The 15730-nt window shown below is 64.4% G+C and carries 12 protein-coding genes; 8 read left to right on the forward strand and 4 right to left on the reverse strand.

Annotated features, from left to right (window positions below; translation table 11 throughout):
• Positions 1-134: 134 nt before the first annotated feature.
• The 6 genes from JQ616_RS21550 (at position 135) to JQ616_RS21575 (ending at position 8923) form a co-directional block, all read left to right on the forward strand.
• A complete protein-coding gene (locus JQ616_RS21550; protein ID WP_212017718.1) occupies positions 135-1793 on the forward strand; it encodes an electron transfer flavoprotein-ubiquinone oxidoreductase in 1659 nt (552 codons plus the stop codon).
• A 415-nt stretch (positions 1794-2208) separates the two neighbouring features.
• Positions 2209-3996, forward strand: coding sequence for a tetratricopeptide repeat protein (locus JQ616_RS21555; protein WP_212017720.1), 1788 nt, complete (start codon positions 2209-2211; stop codon positions 3994-3996).
• Positions 3997-4320: 324 nt separating this feature from the next.
• On the forward strand, positions 4321-5208 hold the full coding sequence (locus tag JQ616_RS21560) for a 4-(cytidine 5'-diphospho)-2-C-methyl-D-erythritol kinase (RefSeq protein ID WP_212017723.1): 888 nt from the start codon (positions 4321-4323) through the stop codon (positions 5206-5208).
• 388 nt (positions 5209-5596) lie between these two features.
• Positions 5597-6523, forward strand: coding sequence for an SMP-30/gluconolactonase/LRE family protein (locus JQ616_RS21565; RefSeq protein ID WP_212017725.1), 927 nt, complete (start codon positions 5597-5599; stop codon positions 6521-6523).
• A 134-nt stretch (positions 6524-6657) separates the two neighbouring features.
• Positions 6658-7251, forward strand: a complete 594-nt coding sequence (locus JQ616_RS21570; RefSeq protein WP_212017727.1) for a GNAT family N-acetyltransferase — start codon at positions 6658-6660, stop codon at positions 7249-7251.
• Between the two features lie 28 nt (positions 7252-7279).
• Positions 7280-8923 (forward strand): GMC family oxidoreductase, encoded by a 1644-nt coding sequence (locus tag JQ616_RS21575; RefSeq protein ID WP_212017729.1) that lies wholly within the window; start codon positions 7280-7282, stop codon positions 8921-8923.
• Positions 8924-9099: 176 nt separating this feature from the next.
• Here the strand turns inward: JQ616_RS21575 and JQ616_RS21580 are convergent, their stop codons facing one another.
• From JQ616_RS21580 to JQ616_RS21595, 4 genes are all read right to left on the reverse strand, one after another.
• The gene (locus JQ616_RS21580; RefSeq protein WP_212017731.1) at positions 9100-10602 is read right to left on the reverse strand and encodes a flavin-containing monooxygenase; all 1503 of its coding nucleotides are present in this window, start codon (positions 10600-10602) and stop codon (positions 9100-9102) included.
• 90 nt (positions 10603-10692) lie between these two features.
• Positions 10693-11535, reverse strand: a complete 843-nt coding sequence (locus tag JQ616_RS21585) for an AAA family ATPase (RefSeq protein ID WP_021076064.1) — start codon at positions 11533-11535, stop codon at positions 10693-10695.
• Between the two features lie 92 nt (positions 11536-11627).
• Positions 11628-11873: a GlsB/YeaQ/YmgE family stress response membrane protein gene (locus JQ616_RS21590; protein ID WP_212017733.1), complete on the reverse strand. Its 246-nt coding sequence runs from the start codon at positions 11871-11873 to the stop codon at positions 11628-11630.
• A gap of 114 nt (positions 11874-11987) precedes the next feature.
• Positions 11988-13886 carry a diguanylate cyclase gene (locus tag JQ616_RS21595; RefSeq protein WP_349630031.1) on the reverse strand — a complete coding sequence of 633 codons (1899 nt, stop codon included), beginning with the start codon at positions 13884-13886 and terminating at the stop codon, positions 11988-11990.
• Between the two features lie 182 nt (positions 13887-14068).
• Between JQ616_RS21595 and JQ616_RS21600 the strand changes: the two genes are divergently transcribed.
• On the forward strand, positions 14069-15244 hold the full coding sequence (locus JQ616_RS21600; RefSeq protein ID WP_212017737.1) for a vWA domain-containing protein: 1176 nt from the start codon (positions 14069-14071) through the stop codon (positions 15242-15244).
• Positions 15245-15300: 56 nt separating this feature from the next.
• A complete protein-coding gene (locus JQ616_RS21605) occupies positions 15301-15714 on the forward strand; it encodes a rhodanese-like domain-containing protein (protein ID WP_050422006.1) in 414 nt (137 codons plus the stop codon).
• Positions 15715-15730 lie beyond the last annotated feature (16 nt).

The raw sequence follows: 15730 nt of genomic DNA on the forward strand, positions 1-15730 counted from the left end.
AGATTATTCTCCGCGGTATCCGGACGGTGCAAAGCCATCGAAGCGCAATTCCGTGGTTGTCCTTCCCCGAAAAATCGGAAACAACGACTTTTGAAAAGCTTAGAAGCGTTCTCAATGGGCTGAGATCAAAGATCATGAGTGCTGAAGACCTTCCCCCGCGCGAGTCTATGGAATTCGACGTCGTCATCGTCGGCGCTGGCCCGTCGGGCCTGTCGGCCGCGATCCGGCTCAAGCAGCTCAATCCCGAGCTCTCTGTCGTCGTGGTGGAGAAGGGCTCCGAAGTCGGCGCGCACATCCTCTCCGGTGCGGTGATCGATCCGTCCGGCCTCGACAAGCTGGTGCCCGACTGGCGCGAGGATGCCGACTGTCCGCTGAAGACGCAGGTCACGAGCGACCGCTTCTATTGGGCGACGTCGCAGGGCTGGTTCCGCATCCCGAACTTCATCATGCCGCCGCTGATGCACAATCATCACAACTACATCGGCTCGCTCGGCACTGTCTGCCGCTGGCTGGCGCCGAAGGCGGAAGCGCTCGGCGTCGAGATCTATCCGGGCTTTGCCGCGGCCGAAGTGCTCTATGACGACAAGGGCGCGGTGCGCGGCATCGCGACCGGCGACATGGGCATCGCCAAGGACGGCAGCCACAAGGATTCCTACACCCGCGGCATGGAGCTGCTCGGCAAGTACACGCTGTTCGCCGAAGGCGCGCGCGGCTCGCTGTCCAAGCAGCTGATCGCGAAGTTCAATCTCGACGCCAACTCCGAGCCGCCGAAATTCGGCATCGGCCTGAAGGAGGTCTGGCAGATCGATCCGGCGAAGCACAAGAAGGGCCGGGTGCAGCACACACTCGGCTGGCCGCTGAACGACAAGACCGGCGGCGGCTCGTTCCTCTATCACTACGACGACAACCGCGTCGCGGTCGGCTTCGTCGTGCATCTGAACTACAACGATCCCTATCTGTCGCCGTTCGACGAATTCCAGCGGATGAAGACCCATCCCGATATCCGCGAACTGTTCGAAGGCGGCAAGCGGCTGGCCTATGGCGCGCGCGCCATCACCGAGGGCGGCTACCAGTCGGTGCCGCGGCTGACCTTCCCGGGCGGTGCGCTGATCGGCTGCGCCGCGGGCTTCGTCAACGTGCCGCGCATCAAGGGCGTCCACAACGCGATGGGCTCCGGCATGCTCGCCGCCGAGCATGTCGCGGCCGCACTCGGCGCCGGACGCGCCAATGACGAAGTCGTCGAATACGAAAACGCCTGGCGTTCGTCTTCGATCGGCAAGGACCTGTTCAAGGTCCGCAACGCCAAGCCGCTGCTGTCGAAGTTCGGCAATCTGCTCGGCATGGCGCTGTCCGGCTTCGACATGTGGTGCAACACGCTCGGCTTCTCGCTGTTCGGCACCCAGTCGCACGCCAAGCCGGACCGCAAGACGCTCGATCCGTCCAAGCAGCATCAGCCGATTGCCTATCCGAAGCCGGACGGCAAGATCTCGTTCGACAAGCTGTCGTCGGTGTTCCTGTCCAACACCAACCATGAGGAGGACCAGCCGGTCCATCTCAGGGTCGCCGATCTCAATCTGCAGAAGACGTCGGAGCACGACGTTTTCGCCGGTCCCTCCAATCGCTATTGCCCCGCCGGCGTCTATGAATGGGTCGAGGAGGGCGCAACGCCGCGCTTCCAGATCAACGCCCAGAACTGCGTCCACTGCAAAACCTGCGACGTGAAGGACCCCAACGGCAACATCACCTGGGTTCCTCCCGAGGGCGGCGGCGGTCCGAACTACGAGGCGATGTAACGACCAGGACAGAGCAGGGTGGCCGGCCACATTTGCGTGAGTGGTCCCGCTGCGCCGGCGCTCGAATTCCGACCTCTCCGCCAGGGGAGAGGTCGAACCGGCCGTGCGGGGGCGCCATCCGCGGCTTTTTGCATCTGCACGCGAATGTGCCCGGACCGGTCACGATACCGCCATAGTGGGAGCGTTTTGCGGTGGGGCTGGCTGGATCGGTGGGCGTAAAGGCCTAATCTGCCAATTGATTCGTCACAGGTACCCGTTGGGCTGTCCTTGCGGTAGAGCGCCAAAAGCGGCATTGTCCGCTCGCCGTGATGCCGCCGCATGGGTTCGCATTTTGAGAGTGATCGCAAGATCTTGTCGCGAGGATCTTGGCCGTAAATCCTTCGTGGCCTTAAACCCCTGGAGCAAGGCGACCGTGATGCTGTCCACCCGATTCAACCGCCTGACGATTGCCGTTCTCGCTGCCGCGGCGCTTGCCGTGCCTGCGCAGCTTGCGGCGCAGACGCCCGATCATCCGACCGACAATACCGCGCAGTTCCCCTCCAAGACCGACCTGAAGTCGCTGACCACCGCCGGCAGCTATCTCGCGGCTCGCCACGCCAGTGTCGAGCGCGATGCGTCCTCGGCCGCGGCGTTCTACCGCTCGGCGCTGCGTACCGACCCGAAGAATTCCGAGCTGCTCGACCGCGCCTTCATCTCCTCGCTCGCTGACGGCGACATCGAGGAGGCGGTCAAGCTCGCCGACCGCATCCTGACCCAGGACAAGTCCAACCGCGTCGCCCGCCTCGTCGTCGGCGTGCGCGACCTCAAGCTGAAGAAGTACGCCGCCGCGCAGTCCAACATCAACCAGTCGGTCCGCGGCCCGATCACCGACCTGGTGGCGACGCTGCTGTCGGCCTGGGCGGCCTATGGCGCCGGCGATAGCAAGGGCGCGGTCGCCTCGATCGACAAGCTGACCGGCCCGGAATGGTATCCGATCTTCAAGGATCTGCATGCCGGCATGATCTACGAGCTCGCCGGTAAGGAGAAGGACGCCGGCGCCCGCTTCGAGAAGGTCTACAAGCTCGACGATTCGATGCTGCGCACGGTCGACGAATATGCCCGCTGGACCTCGCGCAACAAGGATGCGGCTGCCGCGACCGCGATGTACGAGGCGTTCGACAAGAAGCTGCCGCGTCATCCGCTGGTGCTGGAAGGCATCAAGGAGACCAAGGCCGGCAAGAAGCTGCCGCCGCTGATCGATAGCCCGCAGGCCGGCGCCGCGGAAGCGCTGTACGGCATCGGCGCGACGCTGACCCGCCGCGGCGGTGAGGACCTCGCGCTGGTCTATCTGCAGCTCGCGCTCTATCTGCAGCCGAACCATCCGCTGGCGCTGCTGTCGCTCGCCGATCTCTATGAGTCGGTGAAGAAGCCGCAGATGGCGATCAAGGTCTATGAGCGGATGCCGGCGTCCTCGCCGCTGAAGCGCAACGCACAGATCCAGCTCGCGACCAATCTCGACGCCGCCGACCGCAGCGACGAGGCGATCAAGATCCTGAAGGAAGTGACCGCCGATCAGCCCAAGGACGTCGAGGCGATCCTGGCGCTCGGCAATATCGAGCGCGGCCGCAAGAAGTTCGCCGACTGCGCCACCACCTACTCGCAGGCGATCGATGCGCTGCCGGCCGGTAGCGGCGACAAGAACGCCTGGGTCACCTATTACTATCGCGGCATCTGCGAGGAGCGCTCCAAGCAGTGGAACAAGGCCGAGGCCGACATGCGCAAGGCGCTCGAGCTGCAGCCCGAGCAGCCCCATGTGCTGAACTATCTCGGCTATTCCTGGATCGACCAGGGCATCAACCTCGACGAAGGCATGAAGATGATCAAGCGTGCCGTCGATCAGCGTCCTGATGACGGCTACATCGTCGACTCCCTCGGCTGGGCCTATTACCGGATCGGCAATTACGACGAGGCGGTGAAGAACCTCGAGCGCGCGATCGACCTGAAGCCGGAAGATCCGACCATCAACGACCATCTCGGCGATGCCTATTGGCGCGTCGGCCGCACGCTGGAAGCCAAGTTCCAGTGGGCTCATGCCCGCGACCTCAAGCCCGAGCCGGAAGAGCTGCCGAAGATCCAGGCCAAGATCGACAACGGCCTGCCGGATGATACCTCGAACGCCGCCGCGGCCGACAAGAAGAAGGACGACGACGGCAAGGGCGGCTAGGCCGGAGACGGCGGCCGCGCGCGCAACTGCATAAAATGCCGTGATGCCCGGGCTGGTCCCGGGCATCGACGTTTCCGGATCGTCATGGCCAGGCTTGACCCGGCCATCCATCCTCTTCGTAAGAGGCCCTTTCGGTTGATGGATGCCGGGGTCATAGGCGAGCGGAAGCGACGCCGTCGTTCGGACGGCTATGCCCGGGCATGACGGTGGGGTGCGCGTCCGGCGCATGCAAAAACCCGGAATTTCCATCCAAACAAAGGGATAGGATCGTGCGGCGATTTACGCTAATCGCTCACGATCATTGTTTTTTAGGGGTTTATCGCCGTGCCGGCGCTGATTGAAGAAGGGCGTGCCAAGGTCAACCTGACGCTGAAGGTGGTCGGGCGGCGCGTCGATGGGTTTCACGACCTGGAGAGCGTCGTTGCGTTCGCCGATTGCGCCGACCGTCTCACGCTCGAGCCGGGCCCCGAGCTGTCGCTTTCGATGCTGGGGCCGCTGGCCGATGCCTGCGGCGATACCTCGGACAATCTGGTGCTCAAGGCCGCGCGGCTGCTCGGCGAGCGCGTCGTGGACCTCGAGGTCGGCCACTTCACCCTGGAGAAGGTGCTGCCGGTCGCGGCCGGCATCGGCGGCGGCTCGGCGGATGCCGCGGCCGCGCTGCGGCTCCTGGCGCGGCTCAATGAGCTCTCGCTTGACGACAGCAGGATCATGGAGGTGGCGCTGGCCACTGGCGCCGACGTACCGGTGTGCGTCGCCTCGCGCGCCTGCGACATGACCGGCGTCGGCGAAGGCCTGCTGCCGCTCGATCTGCCGACAATGCCTGCCGTGCTGGTCAATCCGCGCGTGCCGGTTGCGACCAAGGATGTCTTCAACGCGCTCGGCCTGCGCCATGGCGAGCTCCTGATCGGTGCCACCGATGTCGTGATGCAAGCGCCGTCCTGGCCGGAGGCCGGCCGCGCGGTCGACGACTGGATCGCCGCACTGTCGCGCGGCACCAACGATCTCGAAGGCCCCGCCGCACGCATCGAGCCCGTCATCAGCGACGTGCTGTCGGCACTGCGCGCGACCACGGGCGTTCGTCTGGCGCGCATGTCGGGCTCCGGCGCGACCTGCTTTGCCGTGTTCGCCACCGACACCGACGCCGAGGCCGCCGGCGAGAAGCTCCGCGCCGCGCATCCCGGCTGGTGGGTGCATGCGGGCTCGTTGAGTTGAATTCGTCATTCCCCGGTGCGCAATTGCGCGCCTGAGGGCTCGCGCTACGCGCGCCCCGGAATGACGAAGGAGAGGTGCGGCGCGAAGCCGCGTCCCCAACTTCAACTGTCATCGCCCGGCTCGACCGGGCGATCCAGTACGCCGCGGCCTCTCAGCTCAAGTACTTCCGCCTCTGGAATACTGGATCACCCGCTTTCGCGGGTGATGACGCCGTGGCTATGCTGCGTGATAGCGAGGGCGATTGGCACCGCGACCTCAACGCCGGGCAGCCTTGCACCCCCGGTTGCTTGGCAAGCCAAACCCCGTTTGCCATAACAGGATGAACAACAACGTTGCGCGTGCGGGGCCGTTCGGAGACCGCCGGCAGCCAAAGAGCCGGGAGGATGCCATGGCCAATATCCGAGTTCTCGCCACCGATCTCGAATTTCCCGAAGGTCCCGTCGTGATGCCCGACGGCTCGGTCGTGCTGGTCGAGATCCGCGGCCAGCGGCTGACCCGGGTCTATCCCGACGGGCGCAAGGAGATCGTCGCCAAGGTGCCGGGCGGCCCGAACGGCGCGGCGCTCGGCCCCGACGGCAAGGTCTACATCTGCAACAATGGCGGCTTCTCCTGGATCCCGACCAAGAACATGATCATGCCGGGTCCGCAGCCGGAGGATTATCTCGGCGGCTCGATCCAGCGCGTCGATCTGCAAACCGGCAAGGTCGAGACGGTCGTCACCAAATGCGGCGAGCACGAGCTGCGCGGGCCGAACGATCTGGTGTTCGACAGGCAGGGCGGCCTGTGGTTTTCCGATCTCGGCAAGCGCCGCGCCCGCGACATGGATGTCGGCGCGTTCTATTACCTGAAGCCCGGCATGAACGAGATCGTCGAGGCCGTGCATGGCATCCTGCCGGCCAATGGCATTGGTCTCTCGCCGGACGAGAAGACCGTCTACATCGCGGAGACGCCGACCGCGCGGCTGTGGGCCTATGAGGTGTCCGAGCCCGGCACCATCAAGCCGCGCGACGTGATCTATCGCGGCGAGCGCGGCAAGCCGATCGCCGGCCTCGGCGGCTACCAGATGTTCGACTCGCTCGCGGTCGAAGCCAACGGAAACGTTTGCGTCGCGACCCTGATCTCGGGCTGCATCTCGGTGATCGCGCCCGACGGCACCGTGGTCGAGCAGGTGCCGACCGGCGACCGCGTCACCACCAACATCGCCTTCGGCGGCCCCGACCTGAAGACGGCCTACATCACGCTGTCGGGCAAGGGCGAACTGATCGCGATGGACTGGTCGCGGCCCGGATTGCCGCTGAATTTTTTGAATAAATGATGCACTTGCCGTCATTGCGAAAAGCGAAGCGACGAAGCAATCCATCCCTCCACAGGTGCGGATAGATGGATTGCTTCGCGTCGCTCGCAATGACGGGCTAGTGTGAGGCCTGCTTCTACGTAGAGGATGTTCGAATGCCCTGGCTTGAACCGGTCACCCTTCGCGGCGCGCATGCGCGGCTCGAACCGCTGTCGCACGATCACGCCGGCGGCCTGGTCGAGGCCGCGAAGGACGGTGATCTCTCGAAGATCTGGTACACCGCGATCCCGAAGGCGGAGGCCATGGGCAAGGAGATCGACCGCCGGCTCGGCCTGCAAGCCGCGGGCACGATGCTGCCGTTCACGGTGTTCGACGCCGAGGGCCGGATCGCCGGCATGACGACCTACATGAATGTCGACACGGCGAACCGTCGTGTCGAGATCGGTTCGACCTGGTACGCCAAGCGGGTGCAGCGCAGCGCGCTCAATACGCAGTGCAAACTGCTGCTGCTGACGCACGCCTTCGAGACGCTGGATTGCATCGCGGTCGAGTTCCGCACGCACTTCTTCAATCACCAGAGCCGGCGCGCCATCGAGCGCCTGGGTGCAAAACAGGACGGCATCCTGCGCAGCCATCAGATCGCGCCCAACGGCACGTTGCGCGACACCGTGGTTTACAGCATCATCGCCAGCGAATGGCCGACGGTGAAGGCGCATCTCAACTATCAACTCAACGAAAAGCCGCGCTGACAGGTTGGTCGGCGCCAGAAAAGAGACGATGGAAACGTTCGATTATGTGATCATCGGCGCAGGCTCCGCCGGGAGCGTGCTGACCAACCGGTTGAGTGAGGATGCGGGCACGCGGGTGTGCGTGCTCGAGGCGGGGCCGAGCGACTGGCATCCCTACATCCATCTGCCCGCCGGCTTCATCAAGACCTTCCACATGAAGAGCGTGAACTGGGCCTACCAGCAGGAGGTGGGTCCCTACACCGGCGGGCGCAGCATCTACGCGCCGCGCGGCAAGACGCTCGGCGGCTCGTCTTCGATCAACGGCCACATCTACAACCGCGGCCAGCGCCAGGATTTCGACACCTGGGCGCAGCTCGGCAATCGCGGCTGGGGCTATCCCGACGTGCTGCCCTATTTCCGGCGGATGGAGAAGCGGGTCGGCGAGGGCGACGACACTTATCGTGGTCGCGACGGCAATCTTACCGTCACCACGATGGACTGGCAGGACCCGCTCTGCGAGGCCTTCATGGCGGGCGCCGTCAGCCTCGGCATTCCGCGCAACCCAGATTACAACGGCCAGATCCAGGAGGGCGTGTCGTATTGCCAGCGCACCATCCTGAACGGACGTCGGGTCAGCGCCGCGACCGCGTTCCTGCATCCGGCGCGGAAGCGGCCGAATGTCGACGTGCGCACGCATGCTCATGTCACTGGCATCATCTTCGAGGGCAAGCGCGCGGTCGGCGTGCGCTATAACCGCGGCGGCAAGCACGGCGATCCCTTGGAGATCCGCGCCACCAAGGAGGTCATCCTCTCCGGCGGCGCCTACAACTCACCGCAGCTGTTGCAGCTCTCCGGCGTCGGCTCGCCCGATTTGTTGCAGTCGCACGGCATCGAGGTGCGCCACGCGCTGCCGGGTGTCGGCGAAGGCCTGCAGGATCACTACGCGCCGCGTTCGGTGGCGCGGGTCAAGAACATCAGGACCATCAACGAAATGCGCCGCGGCTTCAGCCTGTGGGGCGAGGCGATCAAATGGGCGACGACGCGGCGCGGCCTGCTGTCGCTGTCGCCGACCATGGTCTACTGCTTCTGGCATTCCGGCGAGACCACCGAGAGCTCCGATCTGCAGCTCACCTTTACGCCGGCGAGCTACAAGGAAGGCGTGCAGGGCCAGCTCGAGGACGAGCCCGGCATGACGGTGGCCTCATGGCAGCAGCGGCCGGAGAGCCGCGGCTATGTCCGCATCCGCTCCGCCGATCCGTTCGCGCCGCCGATCATCCAGACCAATTATCTGGCCGAGGAGATCGACCGCCGCGTCGTGGTCGCGGGCATGAAGTTGGCGCGGCGCTTGCTCGCCTCCGAGCCGCTCGCTCCGTATTACGCCTATGAGGATTTCCCGGGGCCGAAGGTCACGAGTGACGACGAGCTGCTCGCGGCCGCGACCCAGCGCGGTACCACCACCTTCCATCCCGGCTGCACCTGCCGGATGGGCCCGGCCGATGCGCCGTGGGCCGTGGTCGACGATCAGCTTCGGGTCCATGGCATGGAGGGCCTGCGCGTGATCGACGCCTCGATCATGCCGCGGATGATCTCCGCCAACCTCAATGCCTCGACCCTGATGATCGCCGACAAGGCCTCCGACATGATCCGCGGCAAGACGCCCGAGGCGGCGGCGAAGCTGCCGGAGTATGCGTGAGGGATGAGGTGAGCGCGCGACGCTCGTTCTCGATCAGCGCGCTCTTGATCTATCACCGTCACCCTGAGGAGCGCGAAGCGCGTCTCGAAGGGCGACGGCCCGGCCGGTGGCCGTGCATCCTTCGAGACGCGCTTCGCGCTCCTCAGGATGACGGGACCAACAGCGGATGAGAGGACTCACCCGTAGACGAAGGCCTTGTCCTTGAGGTCGATCGCTGGGAATTCGTCCTTCTCGGCCCAGTAGTCCTGATTGTGCTGCCACTCCGGCTTATCGCCGCGCTTCGGCAGCAGGTGCATGCCGCGCATCATGTAGCCGGGATTGAAGTTCTCCGGATCGATCCACGGCAGCAGCGGCATGTTGTGGTCTTCCGGCCGCAGCTCCGGCGTCACCTTCTTCGCGCCGGTCGCCTTCATGTGGTTGAGCATGCGGCAGACGAAGTCGCCGACCAGATCAACCCGCAAGGTCCAGCTGGCGCGGAAATAGCCGAACACCCAGACCAGGTTCGGCACGCCGGTGAACATCATGCCGCGATAGGTCACGGTGTCCTTGAAGTCGAGCGGCTTGCCGTCGATCTCGAAGTCGATGCCGCCATTGGCGGAGAGATGGAAGCCGGTCGCGGTGATGATGATGTCGGCCTCGAGCTCCTTGCCGGACTTGAGCAGGATGCCCTTCTCGGTGAAGCGGTCGATCTCGTCGGTGACGACGGAGGCCTTGCCGCCCTTGATGGCCTGGAACAGGTCGGCATCCGGAACGAACGCGATGCGCTGCCGCCACGGCCGGTAGCTCGGCGTGAAATGGGTGGCGATGTCGTAGTCCTTGCCGAGAACGGCCTCGACCGCGGCCAGCAGGTCCTTCTTGGCGCCCTCGGGGTCGGCGAAGGTCCGCCTGGTGAAGGCGTCCTGCTCGAACAGGATCTTGCGGCGGGTGATCTCGTGGATCCAGTGCTCGTCGACCTGCAGCCGGCGCAGCTCCTCGGCGATCTCGATCGCGTTGCGGCCGGTGCGAAAATAGGTCGGCGAACGCTGCAACATGGTGACATGGCCGGCGTCCTTGGCCATCGCCGGGATCAGGGTCGCAGCGGTGGCGCCGGAACCGATCACGACCACGCGCTTGCCCTTGTAGTCGAGGTCGTCGGGCCAGGTCTGCGGATGCACGACCGTGCCCTTGAACTTCGCCATGTCGGTCCATTCGGGGGTGTAGCCGACATCGTGGCGATAGTAGCCCTGGCACATCCAGAAGAAGTTGGTGGTGAAGCGCAGCCGCTCGCCGGTGTCGATCCGCGTCGCATCGATGGTCCAGAGATTGGTCTCGTTCGACCATTTTGCCGCGGTGATGGTGTGGCGATAACGGATGTGACGGGCGAGATCGTTCTCCTCGATCACCTCGCCCATGTATTTCAGGATCTCTTCGGCGCTGGCGATCGGTGCGCTGGTCCACGGCTTGAAGCGATAGCCGAAGGTGTGCAGGTCGCTGTCGGAGCGGATGCCGGGATAGCGGTGGGTCGACCAGGTGCCGCCGAAGGTCTTCTGCGTCTCCAGCACCACGAAGCTGGTGCCGGGGGATTGCGTGGTGAGGTGATAGGCGGCACCGACGCCGGAGATGCCGGCGCCTGCGATCAGGACGTCGAAATGCTCTGTGGTGACCGGTTCGGCGGCGCGGATTTGGCTCTGGACGTTCATCTTCCCTGGTCTTCTTGCTTGTTGGCTTGTTTGTTGGGCACCGGAAGCAAAACGCCGGAGCCATCGCCCCGGCGTCTGCCGATCTCGAAACTAGACTTCGCGGCGGCTGAGGAACGCCAGCCGCTCGAACAGGTGCACATCCTGCTCGTTCTTCAGCAGCGCGCCGTGCAGCGGCGGGATCAGCTTGCGCGGGTCGCGCTCCCTGAGCATCTCGGGCGTGATGTCCTCGTTGAGCAGCAGCTTGAGCCAGTCGAGCAGTTCGGAGGTCGAGGGCTTCTTCTTCAGGCCCGGCACCTCGCGGACCTCGAAGAAGATCCGCAGCGCCTCTTCCACCAGCCGTTTCTTGATGCCGGGGAAGTGCACGTCGACGATCTGGCTCATTGTGTCGGCGTCGGGGAACTTGATGTAGTGGAAGAAGCAGCGGCGCAGGAAGGCGTCCGGCAGTTCCTTCTCGTTGTTCGACGTGATCATCACGATCGGGCGCAGCTTGGCCTTGATGGTCTCGCCGGTCTCGTAGACGTGGAACTCCATGCGGTCGAGTTCGAGCAGGAGGTCGTTGGGGAATTCGATGTCGGCCTTGTCGATCTCGTCGATCAGCAGCACCGGGCGCTTCTCGTGGGTGAATGCCTCCCACAGCTTGCCGCGCTTGATGTAGTTCTTGATGTCGGAGACCCGCGCGTCGCCGAGCTGGCTGTCGCGCAGCCGCGAGACGGCGTCGTATTCGTAGAGGCCCTGCTGCGCCTTGGTGGTCGACTTGATGTGCCAGGTCAGAAGCGGCGCGTCGATCGCTTTCGCGACTTCCTCGGCCAGCACGGTCTTGCCGGTGCCGGGCTCGCCCTTCACCAGCAGCGGGCGCTCCAGCACGATGGCGGCATTGACGGCGACCTTGAGGTCATCGGTGGCGACGTAGTCCTTGGTACCCGTGAATTTCATCTATCTGTTTGCCTTGGTTCGTTCGTCGGCCGTTCGGGCCTCAACATGAAACGACCGCTGTCACAGCGGCCGTTCGGGTGCAATTTTGTCGGTCACGCGCGTCTGATGAACGACACGATCACCAGCACGATGACCGCGCCGATGGTCGCGTTGATGATGTCGCGGATCGCGCTGCCGCCGAGGCTGATGCCGAGGCGCGGCAACAGCCAGCTGGCCACCAGCGCGCCGACGATCCCGACAACGATGTTGCCGATCAGCCCGAACCCGGCGCCACGCACGATCTGTCCGGCGAGCCAGCCGGCAATCGCGCCGATCACGAGTGCTGCAATGATGCCCATTCAAACGTCCTGCCCAATGTCTTGTCAGGCGCAATTGTAATTGAAAAAGCCGGACGGTCTAGGGTGGATTCCGCAGCGCAGCGGTGCCCTGAACGGCACCTTGTGCATAGTATGTCAGGCGTACTGTTTCCGTCCTGCGGAATGATCGTCGCCCGCAAGCGACGAGGCCAGCACCGTGCAGTCGCGTCCCGAACGTTTCGCCTCGTAGAGCGCGAGGTCGGCCTGACCGAGCAATTCGGTCTCGTTCGCGGTCGCGGCCGATCGGCTGGCGATCCCGAGGCTGATCGAGACCACGCCGCGGCGCGCGGCCGGGTTGGCGATTGCCAGCGATCGCACCGTGAGCCGCATCGCTTCGGCGACCTTCAGCGCATCCTGCTCGCCGATGCCGGGCAGGATGACCGCGAATTCCTCGCCGCCATATCGCGCCGACAGCGCGGCGGTGTTGTCGGTGGCGTCCGCGATCACGCGCGCCACGCGCTTCAGGCATTCGTCGCCAGCCTGGTGGCCCTGCGTGTCGTTGAAGCCCTTGAAGTGATCGATGTCGAGCATGATCAGCGAAATCTGCTCGCGGTCGCGGAACTCGCGCGGCAGCGCGTTGTCGAAGCTGCGACGGTTGGCGAGTGCGGTCAGGCCGTCGGTCGTCGCCAGCTCCGACAGGCGCATGTTCAGCGCGTTGAGCTCGTCCTCCATCTTGCGGCGCTCGGTCACGTCGCGCAGCACGCCGACGACCTCGATGGCATGGTGATCTTCGGCAAGCCCGGCCAGCTTGAAATTGATCTCGACCCAGAGCTCGCTGCCGTCGGCGCGGAAGGTCTTGAACTCGACGGTCTTGGTGGTGGTCCAGTTGGTCAACTCCGATGTCGCCCTGGCGACGTCGGCGAGGTGATCGGGGTGCACGAATTCGAAGCAGGATTTGCCGATCAGGTCGTCAGGTTTGCGGCCGAGGATGGTCTCGACCGACTGCGAGACGAACAGGAAGCGGCCGTCGCGGTCGAGCAGGATCACGACGTCGGCGATGTTGTCGGCAAGCAGCCGGTAGCGCGCCTCGCGCTCGCGGAGCATCCGCGCGACCTTGGTCCGCTTGGCGAACTCCTTGCCGAGCAGGATCGCGAACAAAATGACGCTTCCCATCAGGATCACGGCGACCATCAGGTCGTTGCGTAGATCCTGGTGCCATGCGGCGAGCACCTGGGCTTCCGGCAGGGCGACCGTGACCACGATCGGATACTGCGATGCGCGCTCGAAGCCGAGATACTTGACGCGTCCATCGAATGGCGACGTGGTCTTCGTATAGCCGGTCCGGTCCCGCTCGATCTGCGCCTTGAAAGCCGCGGACACTTCCTTGCTCCACTTGCCTGCCGGCCAGTGTGCCAGCACGATGCCGTCGAGGCGAAGCAGGGTAATTCCGGCGTGCGGACCGAATTTGAAGGCCTGGTAGAAATTGTCGAAATAGCTGCTTTCGATGGTCGCAAACAATACGCCGCCGAAGCTGCCGTCTTCCTTAGTGACGCGCCGCGACAGCACGATGGTCGGATGTCCGGTCACCCGCGACTGCAACGGCTCGCTGATGTGCAGCGAGGCGTCCGTCGAGTCGCGATGGGCGATGAAATAGCTCCGATCCGCGTTGTTGTGCGCCGGCAGCTCCGCGTCGGACGAATAGATCCTGTTGCCATCAGGATCGATCACGCCGATCTCCCTGATCTGCGGCAGCGCATTGGCGGTCTTGCGCAGGGCGGCGTTGAAGCGGTCGACGCGCGGCTTCTGGTATTTCAGCAGATCGACCATCGCGTTCATGGCGACGTCGATCGCCTGCACCGAATGCGAGGCGTGTTCCGCCAGCGAGTGGGTCAGGTTGCGGATGTCGCGCTCGCCCTGGACCAGCGCCACGGTGCGCGCATCGGCCGCCTTCCAGATCAGCAGACCGAGCACGAAAATGCTCATCGCCGTCACCACGGCGGCGACGATCGCCGTCGGCGAGAACAGTTTCGGCAGCTTGGCGGTGCTGTTGGGCACGTCGATCGGGTCCACTGGCGTCGTTTTACCTCCAGTGATCAACGTCCCATCTTAACGTCACGTTTCGGCCCCGGGAGCCGAAGCTGGCCGGGGTGGTTAAGTGAAAGTGAATGGCTGATCCGCCGGAACGGGCGGGGGAGAGGCCCTTGACGGCACCGGCAGGGCGGGCGATTTAAGTAACCATGTTCCTGCAGTTCTTCACATCGCTGCGCGACGCCCAGGTCCCCGTGACGCTACGGGAATATCTGACCTTGATGGAAGCGCTTGACGCCGATCTCGCCGAACAGACCGTCGAGAACTTCTACTATTTGTCGCGCGCCGCCCTGGTGAAGGACGAGCGCAATCTCGACAAGTTCGACCGCGTGTTCGGCACCGTGTTCAAGGGGCTCGAGAGCCTGCTCGACGCCATGGGCAAGGCCGAGATCCCCGAGGAGTGGCTGAAGAAGCTCGCCGAGAAATATCTCACCGAGGAAGAGAAGAAGCAGATCGAGGCCATGGGCTGGGACAAGCTCATGGAGACCTTGAAGAAGCGCCTCGAGGAGCAGAAGGGCCGCCATCAGGGCGGCAGCAAATGGATCGGCACCGCCGGTACCTCGCCGTTCGGCGCCCATGGCTACAATCCCGAGGGCGTGCGGATCGGGCAGGAGAAGAACCGCAACAACCGCGCCGTGAAGGTGTGGGACAAGCGCGAGTTCAAGGATCTCGACGGCAATGTCGAGCTCGGCATCCGCAACATCAAGGTCGCGCTGCGGCGGCTGCGCAAGTTCGCGCGCACCGGCGCCCCCGACGAACTCGATCTCGACACCACGATCAAGGAGACCGCCAACCACGGCTATCTCGACGTGCACATGCGCCCCGAGCGGCGCAACGCGGTCAAGGTGCTGGTGTTCTTCGATATCGGCGGTTCGATGGATTCGCATATCGAGCAGGTCGAGGAACTGTTCTCGGCCGCCAAGAGCGAATTCAAGCACATGGAATATTTCTACTTCCACAACTGCCTCTATGAAGGCGTCTGGAAGCAGAACAAGCGGCGCTTCACCGATCGCACGCCGACCTGGGACGTGCTGCACAAGTATCCGCACGACTACAAGGTGGTGTTCGTCGGCGACGCCTCGATGTCGCCTTACGAGATCATGGTGCCCGGCGGCTCGGTCGAGCATGTCAACGAAGAGGCCGGCTCGGTCTGGATCGACCGCATCACCCGCACCTATCCGCATGCGGTGTGGCTTAATCCGGTGGCGCAGAAGCACTGGGACTATTCGGAATCGACCACCATCATCCGCCGCCTGTTCTCCGAACGCATGTATCCGATCACGATCGAGGGTCTGGAGAACGCGATGCGGGAGCTGGTGCGCTAAACGCTACATGCGTCGCGCGCTTACCGGGCGCGCCAACACCATCCAGGGAGAGCCCCATGCCCCAGAACATCCACCGCGGCATCAAGGTGATGATCGACGAGGCCAATGCCGAGATCGAGACCATCAGCGCGGCCGATGCGATCACGATGATCGGCAAGAACGACGTCGTCATCGTCGACATCCGCGATCCCCGCGAGATCGAGCGGGACGGCAAGATTCCCGGCGCGTTCTCCTGCACCCGCGGCATGCTCGAGTTCTGGATCGATCCGAACAGCCCCTACGCCAAGCCGATCTTCCAGGAAGACAAGAAGTTCATCTTCCATTGCGCCGGGGGCCTGCGCTCGGCGCTCGCCGCCAAGACCGCGAAGGACATGGGCCTGAAGCCGGTCGCCCATATGGGCGGCGGCTTCGCCGCATGGCGCGAGGCCGGCGGGCCGATCGAGGCCTGGGAGCCGAAGAAGAAGGGCTGAAAGGCCTCACGCCCGC

The sequence above is a fragment of the Bradyrhizobium tropiciagri genome, assembly GCF_018130545.1.
In the GTDB taxonomy this organism is placed as follows: domain Bacteria; phylum Pseudomonadota; class Alphaproteobacteria; order Rhizobiales; family Xanthobacteraceae; genus Bradyrhizobium; species Bradyrhizobium tropiciagri_A.

Bases quoted from the DNA above. Each gene is read 5' to 3' on its own strand.
- JQ616_RS21590 (WP_212017733.1), bottom strand. From the start codon at position 11,873: ATGGGCATCATTGCAGCACTCGTGATCGGCGCGATTGCCGGCTGGCTC.
- JQ616_RS21575 (WP_212017729.1), top strand. From the start codon at position 7,280: ATGGAAACGTTCGATTATGTGATCATCGGCGCAGGCTCCGCCGGGAGC.
- JQ616_RS21605 (WP_050422006.1), top strand. From the start codon at position 15,301: ATGCCCCAGAACATCCACCGCGGCATCAAGGTGATGATCGACGAGGCC.
- JQ616_RS21565 (WP_212017725.1), top strand. From the start codon at position 5,597: ATGGCCAATATCCGAGTTCTCGCCACCGATCTCGAATTTCCCGAAGGT.
- JQ616_RS21550 (WP_212017718.1), top strand. From the start codon at position 135: ATGAGTGCTGAAGACCTTCCCCCGCGCGAGTCTATGGAATTCGACGTC.
- JQ616_RS21555 (WP_212017720.1), top strand. From the start codon at position 2,209: ATGCTGTCCACCCGATTCAACCGCCTGACGATTGCCGTTCTCGCTGCC.
- JQ616_RS21585 (WP_021076064.1), bottom strand. From the start codon at position 11,535: ATGAAATTCACGGGTACCAAGGACTACGTCGCCACCGATGACCTCAAG.
- JQ616_RS21570 (WP_212017727.1), top strand. From the start codon at position 6,658: ATGCCCTGGCTTGAACCGGTCACCCTTCGCGGCGCGCATGCGCGGCTC.
- JQ616_RS21580 (WP_212017731.1), bottom strand. From the start codon at position 10,602: ATGAACGTCCAGAGCCAAATCCGCGCCGCCGAACCGGTCACCACAGAG.
- JQ616_RS21600 (WP_212017737.1), top strand. From the start codon at position 14,069: ATGTTCCTGCAGTTCTTCACATCGCTGCGCGACGCCCAGGTCCCCGTG.